Origin of the sequence: Bradyrhizobium sp. 186, assembly GCF_023101685.1 — a bacterium.
Lineage (GTDB): Bacteria > Pseudomonadota > Alphaproteobacteria > Rhizobiales > Xanthobacteraceae > Bradyrhizobium.
In genome coordinates this window covers 5,102,578-5,116,235 of sequence record NZ_CP082164.1, presented here as the reverse complement: position 1 = coordinate 5,116,235, position 13,658 = coordinate 5,102,578, and the positions used below count along the sequence as shown (strand labels likewise).

The 13,658-nt window shown below is 64.1% G+C and carries 16 protein-coding genes; 10 read left to right on the top strand and 6 right to left on the bottom strand.

Features of this window, described 5'->3' with window-relative positions; genetic code table 11:
* Positions 1–320: 320 nt before the first annotated feature.
* The gene (locus tag IVB18_RS24450) at positions 321–671 is read right to left on the bottom strand and encodes a hypothetical protein (protein WP_247991462.1); all 351 of its coding nucleotides are present in this window, start codon (positions 669–671) and stop codon (positions 321–323) included.
* On the opposite strand from IVB18_RS24450, the gene IVB18_RS24445 reads away from it, so the two are divergent.
* From IVB18_RS24445 to IVB18_RS24415, 7 genes are all read left to right on the top strand, one after another.
* Positions 670–873, top strand: a complete 204-nt coding sequence (locus IVB18_RS24445; protein WP_247991461.1) for a hypothetical protein — start codon at positions 670–672, stop codon at positions 871–873. The genes IVB18_RS24450 and IVB18_RS24445 overlap by 2 nt on opposite strands.
* Positions 874–1,011: 138 nt before the next feature.
* The gene (locus IVB18_RS24440; protein WP_247991460.1) at positions 1,012–1,638 is read left to right on the top strand and encodes a PilZ domain-containing protein; all 627 of its coding nucleotides are present in this window, start codon (positions 1,012–1,014) and stop codon (positions 1,636–1,638) included.
* A gap of 123 nt (positions 1,639–1,761) precedes the next feature.
* Entirely contained in the window at positions 1,762–2,775 is a 1,014-nt protein-coding gene (locus IVB18_RS24435) for an acyl-CoA desaturase (RefSeq protein ID WP_247991459.1), read from the top strand.
* Between the two features lie 135 nt (positions 2,776–2,910).
* On the top strand, positions 2,911–3,153 hold the full coding sequence (locus tag IVB18_RS24430; protein WP_247991458.1) for a hypothetical protein: 243 nt from the start codon (positions 2,911–2,913) through the stop codon (positions 3,151–3,153).
* A gap of 312 nt (positions 3,154–3,465) precedes the next feature.
* Positions 3,466–4,506 carry a PrsW family glutamic-type intramembrane protease gene (locus tag IVB18_RS24425; protein ID WP_247991457.1) on the top strand — a complete coding sequence of 347 codons (1,041 nt, stop codon included), beginning with the start codon at positions 3,466–3,468 and terminating at the stop codon, positions 4,504–4,506.
* 68 nt (positions 4,507–4,574) lie between these two features.
* A complete protein-coding gene (locus IVB18_RS24420; protein WP_247991456.1) occupies positions 4,575–5,153 on the top strand; it encodes an HdeD family acid-resistance protein in 579 nt (192 codons plus the stop codon).
* 236 nt (positions 5,154–5,389) lie between these two features.
* Positions 5,390–6,475 carry a 3-deoxy-7-phosphoheptulonate synthase gene (locus tag IVB18_RS24415; protein WP_256477068.1) on the top strand — a complete coding sequence of 362 codons (1,086 nt, stop codon included), beginning with the start codon at positions 5,390–5,392 and terminating at the stop codon, positions 6,473–6,475.
* 56 nt (positions 6,476–6,531) lie between these two features.
* On the opposite strand, the gene IVB18_RS24410 is transcribed toward IVB18_RS24415, so the two are convergent.
* The 3 genes from IVB18_RS24410 to epmA are packed head-to-tail and all read right to left on the bottom strand — an operon-like array spanning position 6,532 to position 8,969.
* Positions 6,532–6,783: a hypothetical protein gene (locus tag IVB18_RS24410; RefSeq protein WP_247991455.1), complete on the bottom strand. Its 252-nt coding sequence runs from the start codon at positions 6,781–6,783 to the stop codon at positions 6,532–6,534.
* 42 nt (positions 6,784–6,825) lie between these two features.
* On the bottom strand, positions 6,826–7,920 hold the full coding sequence (locus IVB18_RS24405; protein WP_247991454.1) for a lysine-2,3-aminomutase-like protein: 1,095 nt from the start codon (positions 7,918–7,920) through the stop codon (positions 6,826–6,828).
* Positions 7,917–8,969, bottom strand: a complete 1,053-nt coding sequence (epmA, locus tag IVB18_RS24400; RefSeq protein WP_247991453.1) for an EF-P lysine aminoacylase EpmA — start codon at positions 8,967–8,969, stop codon at positions 7,917–7,919. The genes IVB18_RS24405 and epmA overlap by 4 nt, the downstream gene beginning before the upstream one ends.
* A 162-nt stretch (positions 8,970–9,131) precedes the next feature.
* Here epmA and efp point away from each other — a divergent pair, with 162 nt between their 5' ends.
* From efp to IVB18_RS24385, 3 genes are all read left to right on the top strand, one after another.
* Positions 9,132–9,698, top strand: a complete 567-nt coding sequence (gene efp, locus IVB18_RS24395) for an elongation factor P (protein WP_247991452.1) — start codon at positions 9,132–9,134, stop codon at positions 9,696–9,698.
* A gap of 46 nt (positions 9,699–9,744) precedes the next feature.
* Entirely contained in the window at positions 9,745–11,346 is a 1,602-nt protein-coding gene (locus IVB18_RS24390) for a M23 family peptidase (RefSeq protein ID WP_247991451.1), read from the top strand.
* A gap of 266 nt (positions 11,347–11,612) precedes the next feature.
* The gene (locus IVB18_RS24385; RefSeq protein ID WP_247991450.1) at positions 11,613–12,521 is read left to right on the top strand and encodes an amino acid ABC transporter substrate-binding protein; all 909 of its coding nucleotides are present in this window, start codon (positions 11,613–11,615) and stop codon (positions 12,519–12,521) included.
* Positions 12,522–12,652: 131 nt separating this feature from the next.
* Here IVB18_RS24385 and IVB18_RS24380 read toward each other — a convergent pair whose 3' ends face one another.
* Both IVB18_RS24380 and IVB18_RS24375 read right to left on the bottom strand, forming a co-directional pair.
* Positions 12,653–13,156, bottom strand: coding sequence for a cupin domain-containing protein (locus IVB18_RS24380; RefSeq protein WP_247991449.1), 504 nt, complete (start codon positions 13,154–13,156; stop codon positions 12,653–12,655).
* Positions 13,157–13,177: 21 nt separating this feature from the next.
* Positions 13,178–13,657 (bottom strand): carboxymuconolactone decarboxylase family protein, encoded by a 480-nt coding sequence (locus IVB18_RS24375; protein WP_247991448.1) that lies wholly within the window; start codon positions 13,655–13,657, stop codon positions 13,178–13,180.
* Position 13,658: the final 1 nt, after the last annotated feature.

Sequence of the window (13,658 nt, the reverse complement as noted above, 5' to 3'; positions counted from 1 at the left end):
AGCAGGACGCTGAGCGGCGAAAAGTCCGCTCGAAGCCGTGAACCTCCCGGCCCCTTACGTCCGACAAACCTCCGATCGGAACCACCAAGCGCGCGGCCCAAGATCGTGGCAGTCGCCGCGGCGTCAACCGAGTGAAGGACCGGGCCGGACCTATGGAGCTGCGCAGATCCGCCTCGGAAGACCAATCCGGCGTTCCCTCTCCCCCGCCTGCGCTGCCGCCCTGGCTGCGCCACACGACACGGCATCTGCCGGAGCGAGGCGCCAGGATGCTGGAGCACATGGCGCGCAGCCGGGCTCTTCGCGACCACCAGGCCGCAGACTCACCGGCGGCACTGGAGCCCTCCCGCAAAGGCGCCGGGGACTATCTGAGCGGCTTCATCAGTCACATGGTCCTGTTCGGACTTATCGGGCTCGTCTTCCAGTCGCGCTTTCCCCTTTGTCTCGGCGCCTTCTTGTTCTTCACCGACGGTGAGTTCGTCGAATGGATGCTTCGGAAATTCGGCATCCGGTTCGAGCCCGACACGATCGGCCCTGATGTCATCAGATGTTTCGCCTTCTTCTTCGGATGGGGGATGCTCTGCTGGCCTATGGAGAGACGCCGCACCGGCGTGGCTGTCGCTGTGGATGCCGCCGACCGCGTCGCTGTCGTTTATTGCCGGCGTCGCTCTCATGATTGCCGCCGCCGCAGCCGTCTCGGCCGCCATCATGCGGCGCATCTTGCCATGGGTCGGACTGCGGATTGGGCCGAACAGCCTGGGCTGGACGGCGATCCAGATGCTGGTCGGTCTCGGCCTGCTGGCTCTTGCCGACTATTCAACTTCAATGATCACGAATGGGCTCGGAGGCGTTCAAGCCACTCCTTCGCTGCGCTGACGCACATGCCACCGGTTTATTACCGCCCCTCGCATTTACCGGAAATTTACCCCTTCTCCTGAGTGCCGGTATCATTTGCTTAGAATTTGATTGCTACCGTGGAAATACGGAAAACAATCCACAACACGATTGGCGTTCATGTCCGTCGCAGAATTCCTCAGGCAGCGTGCAGTGGACGTCAACGTGAGCGGCAGCTATTCGCTGCATCGCTGGTACGATTGCGAGGGCAAGCTGCGAACCTTCGCCTGCCGCACCAAGCGCGTCTCGCCGTTCCGCATGATCGTGGACGTGCCGGTCGTCGGCAAGGTCGGCGAGCGCGTGACGTCCTACTTCCAGGATTTCGGCGAGTTCGAGTGCACCATCAGTGCGACGCTGAAGACGGGCTTCCTGATGGAACTCGACATGACACGGGCGCGGCGCGCCTGGATGTCGGAAAAGCTGACCTGGCTCGAAAAGAAGCAGAAGGACGCCAGCGTCGAGGAGCTGCGGCGTGACGCGCGGTTCGTGCCGCAGGTCTCGCATACGTCCCTGACGTTCGCCGACGGCGGTACCCATCCCTGCTTCATTATCGACGTCTCCACCGCAGGCGCCGCGGTGTCCTGCGAATTCGACCCCCAGATCGGAACGCCGCTCGCGGTCGGTGCCTGCGTGGGACGCGTCATCCGGAAATTCGCCGACGGGTTTGCGGTGAAATTCGCCGAAAAACAGCAGCGGGACGACCTCGCCCGCCTGATCGTCCGCTCGGCCGTGCCGCAGCCGGCCTGAGGACCCTCCGGGCAAACTTTAACTCTTTTTTAACTAAATGCTGGAGGTCGCCATCCCCACGCGATAGGGTGTGAGCCAGTACGTCCGCAATCACTGCGGGCCTTGAGTATTGGAAGTACTGGAATGTCCATCGCTGACGCAGAGTTCGTCCAGGCAGAGATCGCCGAGAACGGGCTCGCCGCGGCCAAGCCGCAACTGCCACCCGGGGTCGTCACCGAAGGACCGCTCGTCGAGGCCAAGCTGCGCGAGAGCTACCTCCTCCTCGGCATCCTCTATGTCGGCGCAGTCGCTGGCATCACCTGGGCCGTCACGCAAGGCCTCGGCAAGGTAGAGATCGCGGTCTTCGTTGGCATGTTCGCGCTGACCACGTTCGGCATCGGCGCCGGCATGCATCGCCTGTTCGTTCATCGCAGCTTCCGCTGCGGCCCGGTCATGCGAACGTTCTTCTGCGTCATCGCCCAGATGGCGGTGCAAGGCTCGATCGCCAAATGGGTCGCCAACCACCGCCGCCACCATCTCTACGCCGACGATGCCGGCGATCCTCACAGCCCGCAATATGACGGCTTCGGCAACCGCTATGTTAGCGCGCTCAAGGGCTTCTTGCACGCCCAGGGCAGCTGGGTGTTCGACCAGGCGACCACTGACAACGAATACTACGCCAAGGACATTCTTGCCGATCCGATCGCGATGTTCTTCGTCCGGACGCGCTGGGTCTGGTACGTGATGTCGGCCGTCTTCATCCCGGGCGTATTCGGTTACGCTTTCGGCGGCCTTCATACGATGATCGGCTGCGTATTGTTCTCCGGCCTGTTCCGCGCCTATCTGCTGATCCTCGTCAGCCAGCTCACCGGCTCGGTATGCCACGCCTACGGTTATCGCCGCTTCGAGGTCGACGACGCCTCGACCAACGAGTTCGTGACCACGATCCTCACCTTCGGCGAGGGTCTGCACAACAACCATCACCGCTTCCCGCGGGACGCCTATATCTCGCATGCCTGGTGGGAGATCGATCTCAACGGCCTGATCATCCTGGGCCTCGAGAAGGTCGGCCTCGTCCACGACGTCTTCCATGCCTCGCACCGTCAGCTGGAGCGGACGTCCGAAGCGCGGGCGCAGACCGCCTCGACCGCGCGCTGACCGGCAGGCAGCGGCCGTCCCCCGGCCGTTTTGCCTCCGCACCGCCGCCCTATCGCGGCCCCATTGCGGGATCAGCTTTTGAAGGTCCGCGCCGCGTGCCGGCCTTTATTTGCAGACTTGCGATCGGGGGACCGAATGGCAGTCGACAAGATCACCTGGGACAGGGTCGGCCGGGTCACCGAGCCCGGACGCTACATATACACGTTCGGCTGGCTCACCATCACCGCCGGCGATCTCGATATCTGGAAGCAATATCCGCAGGCGGCGTTCACGCTGCTCGCGCAGCAGCCGTCGCCGGATGACGCGACCGGCGAGGAATTCCATCTCGGCGCTTTCGACGTTGCGCCCGACGCGCGGCCGCCCTTCAGAACCCACTGAAGCTGCCACAACAGTCATTTCGCGTAAGCCGCCTCTGGACTCGCCGTCCGGCTATGTGCATCGTGAATCGAAGAAATCTTTGCATTTCCTTGATCCAACTAACCAATCGCGATCCGCACCGGCGGCGCGATCGTTGCCATTGACGACGAACAGGTCCAGTCATGCAATTGATTGCGCTTCTATTCTTCTCGGTGACGGCGCGGATGAGCGGAAGCTGTCGCGCTTGTTAAGCGACGGGACAGCAAGTGCATGACACATGGTCGCATCGGTGGAAGTAGATAAGCCGGTCAAGGAGACCTATTTTCGACGCCGATGTACCTGATTGAAGCACTGCCCACCGTCATCGGAACCGCCGCCATCGCGCCGGCGCTTCTGATGCTGTGGCTTGTCATTGCCGCAGAAGAACGCCCGGGACCGCCAGCCCAGGTCTGGACCGCGTTCCTGCTCGGCGCGGCCAGCATTTCGCTGCTGGGCCTCGCACGCGCCCCTTTTGCCAAGATGGTCGCAGCCCCCGACAATCCCTGGGCGGCGCTGGCCATGCATTCGGTGTTCGGCGTCGCCCTGCCCGAGGAAGCCGTGAAGGTGATCGCCATCGTGCTGGTCTCCTCGACCAAGCGGCGCACTTTCGCCAATCCAATGGACACCGTGGTCTACGGCGCCGCCGTCGGCCTCGGCTTCGCGGCCTACGAGAACCTCGCCTATCTCGTGCAGCATGCCGAGATGTGGCGCTCGCTGGCGGCCTTGCGCAGCGTGCTGACGGTGCCGTTCCACGGCGCGCTCGGCATCATTGCGGGCGCCTATCTCACGATCGCGCGCGCCGGCACGGCGCTGGGCGCGAACCGCCATCATCGCGACTGGGCCCGTCTCTCCAGCCGCCTCCTGATGCTGGCGGGCCCGCTCGCCCTGCATTCGGCCTTCGACTTCCCGCTGCTCACGCTTCAGCAGATGCCGGATCTGGATCCGACGCTCCGGATGTGGCTGGGCGCCGCGAGCCTGCTGATCGGCTTCAGCTCGATCGCCTTCGCCATGCGCCTGGTCCGGCGCGTCGCGCGCCATCACGCGCCCCGAACCAAGGTGGCGCGCGAACGGCTGAGCCAGTTGCGCCGGATGTGGGCGCTGCTGCTCTCCGGCGGCGGCATCGGCTTCCTCGGCCTCGCCTTCGTGCTGACCTCGATTCACCACTGGCTCATCAACCCCGAGCGCAACCTGACGCTGGCCCTGATCCCGATCGGCCTCACCTCGATCCTGCTCGGCATCGCACTTCTGGTTGTCACAAGTGCGATCTACATTCTCGGCCGCAACCGAATCCGCACCAGCGCGGAAGGTTTTTCCTCGGTGCCCGGCGGCGGCTGAGCCGCGGGATGGCAAGCGCGGTGCGCGCATACTAGATTGAGCCACATCTACTACTGCGAGAGGCCACCATGACATCGCCCGAGGATCTTTCACGGCTGCAATCCGCCATGAGCCAGACGGTCAAGGCGCACTGGAAGGCTTTTCTGTTCGAGGGCATCCTGCTCGCCGTTCTCGGCGTCGCCGCGCTGATCCTGCCGCCGCTTGCGAGCCTTGCGATCGCGATCTTCCTCGGTTGGATGTTCCTGATCAGCGGCATCGGCGGGCTGATCGTGACCTACTGGGCCCGCAGCACGCCGGGCTTCTGGTGGTCGCTGATCTCGGCCGCGCTGGCCGTGCTCGCCGGCATGCTGCTGCTGGCGCGGCCGATGCAGGCCGTGCTGACGCTGACCATCGTGCTCGGCGCCTATTTCCTCGCCGAGGGCGTCGCCACCATCATGTACGCGCTGGAGCATCGCCGCGAGCCGAGCGGCCGCTGGTCGTGGCTGCTGATCTCGGGCCTCGTCGACATCGCGATCTCGTTCTTGGTGATCACGGGGCTGCCGAGCTCGGCGGAATGGGCGATCGGCGTCCTCGTCGGTATTAACCTCGTGTTCGGCGGCGCCACCCTGATCGGCATGGCGCTGGCGGCACGCAACAGCAACACCTGAGCCGCCTCATCGCTTCCCCAGGCGATTCGGGGGTGACAACCCCCGACCGCTGCGCTATAGACCCACCCATGATCACCCTCGTCACCAGCTATTTTTGGTACTTTAGCTACGACAGCTCGCTGGCGGCGGGAGGATCGCGCTCAATCTGACACATTGCAGCAAACGTCCGAACAAGCCGCCAGACCTGGCGGCTTTTTTATTGGCCGGCAGGTTCTCAAGACAGACAGGAGCCCGCCGTGCTGAGCACGACCGACGATCTTCGTATCCGCGAACTGAAAGAGCTGAACACGCCGGAAGAGGTGATGCGGGAAGTCCCGCGCACGCTCACCGCGACGCGCGTGGTGATGGCGGCGCGCAACGCCGTTCATGCGATCCTCAATGGCCAGGACGACCGGCTTCTGGTCGTGGTCGGCCCCTGCTCGGTGCATGATCCCAAGGCCGCACTCGAATACGCCGAGCGCCTCGCGAGCTTGCGCGAAGATCTCGCCGACCAGCTCGAAATCGTGATGCGGGTCTATTTTGAGAAGCCACGCACCACGGTCGGCTGGAAGGGTCTGATCAACGACCCCGATCTCGACGGCAGCTTCGATATCAACAAAGGCCTGCGGCTTGCGCGAAACGTGCTGTCCGCAGTCAACAATCTCGGCCTGCCGGCCGGCACCGAATTCCTCGACATGACGACGCCGCAATATATTGCGGACCTCGTGTCCTGGGCCGCGATCGGCGCGCGCACGACCGAGAGCCAGATCCATCGCGAACTGGCCTCAGGGCTGTCCTGCCCGGTCGGTTTCAAGAACGGCACCGACGGCAATGTGCGTATCGCGGCGGACGCGGTGAAGTCGGCTTCGCATCCGCATCATTTCATGGCGGTGACCAAGCGCGGCCGCTCGGCAATCGCCTCGACTGCGGGCAACGAGGACTGCCACATCATCCTGCGCGGCGGCAACAAGCCGAACTACGACGCGGAAAGCGTCGCGGCGGCTTGCAACGAGCTCGCCAAGTCAGGCGTCTCACCGCTTGTGATGGTGGATGCGAGCCACGCCAATTCAAGCAAGAAGCCGGAGAACCAGCCGCTGGTCACAGCCGACATCGCCGGCCAGATTTCCGGTGGCGAGAACCGCATCATGGGCGTGATGATCGAGAGTAATCTCGTCGCCGGCCGCCAGGACGTCATGCCGGGCAAGCCGCTCACCTACGGCCAGAGCATCACCGACGGCTGCATCGACTGGGCGACCACGGCAACCGTGCTCGAGCAGCTCGCCGACGCGGTCGAGATCCGGCGCAACACCAAGCGCGCCGGGCTGCACGAGCGGTCAGCCTAAGCCAGGCAAGCGCGGGCGGGGCGATGCTGTCGCGCCCTGCCCGCCGGTGCCGAGGCCTAGCAGCCGCGGCAGATGCTCTTGATCTTCTTGTCGAGCGCCGCGTCTTCCTTGTTCACGGGATTGTTCGGGTCGCTCAGATTCTTCTCGTTCGGTACGTCGCCGGCCCGCGGCTGGCGATGACCGACCGGCGCCGACGGCAGCGATCCGGACGTGGCGCCGCCAGATGTCGACCCCTTGGTGCCGGTCTGCGCGACCGCTGCGCCGCCGAGCAAGACCACGAGCGATGCGGCCACAATGATCTTCTTCATTTCGTTCCTCCATTCCTCAAGCCGGCTCTCTATCACGACCGCTCAGGTCTCGGGCGGATAGAGATGAACGTCGCCGCAATAGTCCACGATACGATAGCGCGTTTCCGATGCCGCATCACGCGCATCCGGTGCGGTATTTTGCGCCGCCAACACGTAATTCGGACCCACCGGCGATTTGCCGGCACCGCCGGGAATGTCGATGACATAGTCAGGCTGGCACAGTCCCGACGTCCGTCCGCGCAGCTGCCGCATCAAGTCCTGCCCTTGCGCCAGCGTCGTGCGCAGATGCGCGGTGCCCGGCGCGAGATCGCCGTGATGCAGGTAATAGGGCTTGATTCGGCATTCGACGAAAGCTCGCATCAAATCCGACAGAGCGGTGACGTCGTCGTTAACGCCGCGCAAAAGCACGGATTGGCTTACCATCGGGATCCCGGCATCGACCAGCCGCGCGCAGGCGGCGCGAGCCCGGCCCGTCAGCTCTCGCGCATGGTTGGCATGCAGCGCAACCCAGGTGGTCGCGCCCTCGACCTTCAGCGCCGCGACCATCTCGTCGCTGATGCGCGCGGGGTCGGCTACGGGCACACGGGTGTGAAGGCGGATGATCTTGACGTGATCGATCCCCGCGAGTTCGGCCATAATCTCGCTCATACGTCGCGGCGACAGCATCAGGGGATCGCCGCCGGTCAGGATCACCTCCCAGATCTCGCTGTGCGCGCGGATGTAGTCGATCGCCGCGCGATACGCGCTGTCCGAGAGTGCGTTCTCCTTGCCGGGACCGACCATCTCGCGGCGGAAGCAGAAACGGCAATAGACCGCGCAGACGTGAACGAGCTTGAACAGCACCCGATCGGGATAGCGATGCACGATGCCGGGGACCGGCGAATGCGGGTGGTCGCCGATCGGATCGGCGTTCTCGCCGGGCTGTACCTCCAGCTCGGCGGCGCTTGGAACAAACTGCCGCGCGATCGGATCGTCGGGATCCGAAGCGTCGATCAGCTCGACCAGCGCCGGCGTGATCGCAACCGCATAGCGCGCGGCGACGCGCTCGAGCGCGGGCAGCGCCGCCACAGGCGCGAGTCCCTCGCTCACCAGCTCAGCCGGCTCGCGCAACGTGCGTGCAAGGTTCGTCTTCATCATGCCTCACCCACAGGCGGCGTCCACACCACCTGATCAATCCGTAACGCGCCGCTTGCCAGCATCACCAGCCGGTCGAAGCCGAGCGCGACGCCGCTCGCCTCCGGCATTGCGGCGACCGCGGCCAGAAAATCCTCGTCCAGCGGATAGGCCTCGCCGTAGCGACGCTGCTTCTCGGCCATCGACTCCAGGAAGCGCCGGCGCTGCTCCTCGGCATCGGTCAATTCACCAAAGCCGTTGGCAAGCTCGACGCCGCAGGCGTAGACCTCGAACCGCTCGGCGATCCGCGGATCGTCAGCCTTCGCACGTGCCAATGCTGCCTCTGGAGATGGGTATTCGAACAGGATGGTCAAACGCCCCTGCCCCAACTGCGGTTCGACATGCTCGACCAGGACCTTGCTGAAGATGTCTGACCAGGTGTCGTCCTCGACGACGCGGACCCTGCCGGCGGCCGCGGCGGCGAGCGCCACACGGTCGCCCTCGCCGCCAGAGATGGTCGCCAGCAGGTCAATCCCCGCGAACCGCTCGAAGGCACCGGCGACCGTCAAAAGCTCCGGTTCGGCGAAGGGGTCGGCGGTCCGGCCGCGGAAGGAGAACTGCCCGATCCCGGTCGCCTCCGCCGCGCGGGCGATCACGACGACGCAATCGGCCATGATCGCGTCGTAGGGCGCGCCGGCCCGGTACCACTCCAGCATGGTGAATTCGGGCAGATGTAAATCGCCCCGCTCGCGGTCGCGGAACACTCGGGCAAACTCGAAGATTCGGGGCTCGCCGGCCGCCAGCAGCTTCTTGCAGGCAAATTCGGGCGATGTCCGCAAATAGCGGGTGGTACGGGTGCCGTCCGGTCGCATGATCTCGGTCCGCGGGGCGTGCAGATGGGTCTCATTGCCGGGGGAGACCTGGAGCACGGAGGTTTCGACCTCGACGAAGCCCTGTTCGGCGAAAAAGCCCCGTAGAGCTCCGGTGATGGCCCCCCTTGCCCTGAGGAACGGCCGCCGGTCCAGGTGCCGCAAGGGGGACCAGAACGGCGAAATCGGCTTGTCCCCAGCCATTAAGCGACCGCCCCGCAGGCCAGCAAAATGCTGGCATTCAACGACAAAATGCGTATGTTGCGGCCCGAAACGGGCGCCGAGGTCTGATTTGAGGCCCCAGGTCCCCCATCAATTTGACCACGTCCTGGCCGGTGCCGGGCCAAGTAAGCAGGAAATGTCGCTTTGAAAGTCATCGCCAGTTCTATTCGCAAGGGCAACGTGATCGAGCAAGACGGCAAGCTATATGTCGTCGTGACCGCCGAGAACATCCATCCCGGCAAGGGCACCCCGGTCAGCCAGATCGAAATGCGCCGAATCTCGGACGGGGTAAAGATCTCCGAGCGCTACAAGACCACCGACCAGGTCGAGAAGGCCACGATCGAAGAGCGCAACTTCACCTTCCTCTATGAAGATGGTGACGGCTACCACTTCATGAACCCGGAAACCTATGATCAGGTCCAGGTGTCCAAGGACGTCATCGGCGACTCGGCCGCCTATCTCCAGGAGAGCATGACGGTCAAGCTGTCGACGCACGACGTCAACGTGGTATCGATCGCGTTGCCACAGCGCGTGACGCTGGAAGTGGTCGAGACCGAGCCCGTAACCAAGGGCCAGACCGCCTCCTCCTCCTACAAGCCCGCGATTCTCTCCAACGGCGTGCGCACCACGGTGCCGCCGCACATCGCAGTCGGCACCCGTATCGTGGTGATGACCGAAGACGGCTCCTACTCCGAGCGTGCCAAGGACTAGGAAAGGGATCGAGGGATCAGGACAGGTAGCGCCGGGGGGCGAGACAGTGGGTAGGACGGGTTTCCGCTTCGTCTCGCAGCTTCTGGCGTTGCTTTCGCTCCTCGTCACAGCCCCGCTTGCCGCGGACGAATTCCGCAGCCCCTCGCTTACGGCCTTGCGCGTCGATTGGCGCGCAGCGCTCGACCAGCTCCGCGCCGAGATCAACAGCCGCCCCCAGATTGCCGGCGATTTCATCTTCGTGCCCCGCCGCTCGGTGCCGCGCTACGATCCGCGCGCGATGCCGGCGCTGGTGCAGCTCAACGCGATCTCCTCACAATTCTTCACCGGCATTGCGCGCAGCTCTGTTCCCGTGCTGCTGCCGTTCGACGCCGCCGCTTACCTCGAGGCGCAGCGCAGCGGCGCGCCGGCGACGCTCGCACTGTCGCGCTACCAGGCCGATTTCAATCCCGTCGACTTGTTCGACGCCGGCCCCGCCGGCTACAGCGCGAGCTTTTCGTTGGAGCCTGGCGCTGGCGACGGCATGCCGACACGCGTGTTCGCAAGGCCGGTCGAGGTGCAGATCACGGGCTCAGCGCTGATCTACGACATCGCTGATCCCAGCGGCGGCAAGGGCGAGCCTGTCAAACCGCTCGCCACGCTCTATCCGGACCTGCGCAGATTCATCCGCGAAGGCTATGTGCGCTACGCCTTCACCCGCTTCGGCGTCGCCTATGTGGTGTCGATCCAATGCCTCGACAGCGTGGCGAAGCCGCGCCGGCTCGCCTGCAAGGAAGCCTATCCTGTCGCCGAGCGTTTCCTGAGGGCGCTCCGCGTCGCCGGCGGCCAGCGTATGCGGCCGCTGACGGACGTTGCCTCCAACGTCATCGATCGTCCCTCAGCGCGTTCGGCAGATTTCATCTACCGGCCGAGCGGCGACATCATCCCGAACACCGGCTACCGCAATAAGAGCGGTCATCCCGATGTAATGACCTATGCCCAGATTCGCTTTCCCCTCGAAAAGGCGCCTGCTTTCGTGCGCTCGCAATCCTATGCCAAGCGCGACAAGATGGAGAGCACGACCGCCTATCCCTGGCGCGACAATTTCTGCGAGTCCCGCAGTTTTGAGGTCTGGCAATGCGGCGGCGGTTACGGCCACCAGGGCGAGGACATCCGCGCGGCTGAGTGCCCGCCGCAGAGCGAAGGCGGCGAGCGTTGCGACCCCAAGCGACGTAGCGTGGTCGCCGTGCGCGACGCCATGGTGATCCGCGGATCCAGGGACCAGGCCGCGACGCTCCAGGTCAACAGCCGCACCGAGCACATTCGCTTCCGCTACATGCACATGAACCCGCAGGCGATGAACGCCGATGGGCTGCTCAACGGCCGCATCGTCGCCGAGGGTGAGAAGATCGGCGTGGTCTCGAACTATCTCGACCATCCCGCCGGCACCTCCATGCATTTGCATTTCGACGTCCAGCTGTTCACCCGCGACGGCTGGATCTGGGTCAGCCCCTACGTCACGTTGGTCTCCGCCTATGAGCGCCTGATCCGCGCCCGCGGCCGCGAGGTCGGGCCGGAGATCGCAGGCGCCCCGCAGCCCGTGGCACATGCGCTGCCGGAGGACGTGTTCAAGCCGGACCTGCGCGAGGGATCGAGCGGCGAGGAGAATTGAGGGGCTGCTCGCGCCTCATCACACAGCGCGCCTCGATAACAATTCGATGACAGGCTCCTCAGCGGGCGAGGCCTGACCAAGACCAGATTCCGGACCAACTGCACGTCCTAGCCTCCTCTGGCCTCAGAATTGCTTGGCTGCCGGCTGGCAAGGCGAACCCCGATGTCCATGCTGATTTCGAACCCGCGATCGACGGGACTTCGACAGCGGACGTTCGCGTTCTTGCCTTCGCAAGCGTTGCATCGAAGCAAAATGAAGGGAAGCACATGCGTTTTCTCACCACGGCGGCCATTCTGGCCGTCGCGTGCGCCACGCCGGTTCATGCGCAGGAATTGAGCGGCACGCTGAAGAAGATCAAGGAGACTGGCGCGATCACACTCGGGATACGCGACAGTGCCGTACCCTTCAGCTACATCGACGACAAACAGAAGATCGTCGGCTATGCAATCGACATCTGCATGAAGATCGTCGACGAGATCAAGGCCGAGCTCAACCTGGACAAGCTCGAGGTCAATGAGAACATCGTCACCTCGTCCAGCCGCATCCCGCTGATGGCGAACGGCACCGTCGATCTCGAATGCGGCTCGACGACCAACAACGCCGATCGCCAGAAGCAGGTATCCTTCACCAACACGCACTTCCTTACGGCAAGCCGCTTCGTGTCCAAGAAGGCGCTGAAGCTCGACCAGGTCGACGACCTCAAGGGCAAGGCCGTCGTCTCGGTCTCGGGCTCGACCAACCTGACCCAGCTCAACAAGGCCAACGCTGCACGCTCGCTCGGCATCACTGTCATGAATGCCAAGGACGTCCCCGAGGCGTTCCTGATGGTCGAGACCGACCGCGCTCAGGCATTCGTCATGGATGATATCCAGCTTGCGGCCATGATCGCCGCATCGAAGGATCCGTCGATCTACGCGATCAGCTCGGGCGCCTTTTCGGATCCGGAGCCTTACGGCATCATGCTGCGCAAGGACGACGCACCGTTCAAGGCGGTGGTCGATCGGGCGACCGCCAAGCTCTACAAGAGCCCGGAGATCGAGAAGATCTACAACAGGTGGTTCATGGAGCCGGTGCCGCCGCGCGGCCTGAACTTCCACGTCCCGATGCCTGCCTCGATGAAGAAGTCCTTTGAGAGTCCATCCGACAACCCTGATCCAGCGTCTTACGGAGGCTGACGAAAGATATCGTCCGAGGATAGCGGGGCATGCTGGTTCTATAACTCGGGTGAGCGAAGCGAGGTGCAGGATACCAGCTAAGACTGTTCCCGGGTGTCGCTTCGCTCACCCGGGATTCTAGTCTGCACGAACTACTCCAACAACGTCGTCAGCTGCGCGCCCTCGTCCGCCACGAACACCGCGATCAATTCCGCAGGCTCTGTGGCACTGGCGTTGGCCGACACCAGATGCGTCGAGCCCGGCGGCTCGAAGAAGGACTGGCCGACCCCAAACGTCTCGACCGGGCCACCGCCAAGCTGGGAGCGGATCTCGCCCTTGGTAATGTAGGCCGTCACCGAGCCTGCGTGACGGTGCGGCCGCGAAAACCCGCCGGGACCGTAGAACACGCGCACGATGGTGACGCGCTTGCCGGGCACATTGGGCAGCGCGTAGGAGCCGATCGGCTCGACCTTATCGAGCGGCGAGCTCTCGGCAGCGTTCGCGCAGAGCGGCGCCAGCACATCGGAGACCGTGTCCATCGCGACCGGCAACACCTTGCCGATCGCAAGTGCGCAAGCGAGCCCGCCGACCACGGCAAGCAAGGTCATGCGTGATGTCAATTGCCGCGGCGTGGCGGCCAGGATCATTGTAGTCATGTCGATCTCCTCTCCCCGTACTCAGGATGCCACGGCATTCGCCACGACTGGCCGCTTGGCAGGTGTCCAGCGGTACGCCGCACCAAAACGGTTCCAGACGTTGATCGAGGCAATTGCCGAGGTCAGGTACATCAGCTCTGTCTCGGAAAATTCGCGGCTCGCTTCGGCGTGGACTTCTTCGCTGACGCCGTCAGGCAGAAAGGTCAGCGCTTCCGCCCAAGCCAAAGCCGCGCGCTCGCGTGCGGAGAAGACGGGCGCCTCGCGCCAGACTGCGACCAGATTGAGCTTGTCCACGGGCACGCCGATGCGCTCCGAGAGCAGGATGTGATGCTGCACGCAGAAGGCACAACCATTGATCTGCGACGCGCGCAGCTTGACCAGTTCGAGGAGCTGCTTGTCGAGGCCCGCCTTGGCCGCCAGTTGGCCGAGTGCCAGCACCAGATCATAGGCATCGGGCGCGAGCCGCTTGAAATCTTCGTATTCGCTGCGCGCGTGCGCCATT